Source organism: Faecalibacterium sp. DFI.5.82 (assembly GCF_029076575.1).
Lineage (GTDB): Bacteria > Bacillota > Clostridia > Oscillospirales > Ruminococcaceae > Faecalibacterium > Faecalibacterium duncaniae.
The window spans coordinates 1-320 of record NZ_JARFIS010000357.1; the positions used below are offsets into that span (position 1 = coordinate 1).

General features: G+C 59.4%; 1 pseudogene. It reads left to right on the forward strand.

The window, feature by feature from the left end:
* Positions 1–320: pseudogene (locus P0G09_RS16980) on the forward strand (1,4-alpha-glucan branching enzyme); the annotation flags it as partial.

Below are 320 nucleotides of genomic sequence, written 5' to 3' on the forward strand. Positions count from 1 at the left end.
TGTTTGGGCACCCCATGCAACCGCCATCAGTGTGGTGGGCGATTTCAACAGCTGGAAGCCGGGCAGCCACCCGATGCGCACAGTGGATGGGGATTCTGTCTGGGAGCTGTTCATCCCCGGCGTAAAGGAATACGATGTCTACAAGTACTGTGTGACCACCCGGGGCGGCGACCTGATCTACAAGGCCGACCCCTATGCGTTCCACGCGGAGACCCGGCCCTCCAACGGCAGCAAGGTATACGATATCACCGGCTTTGCCTGGCACGATGATGCCTGGCAGACTGCTCAGAAAAAGGCAGACGTGATCAACGGCCCGATGA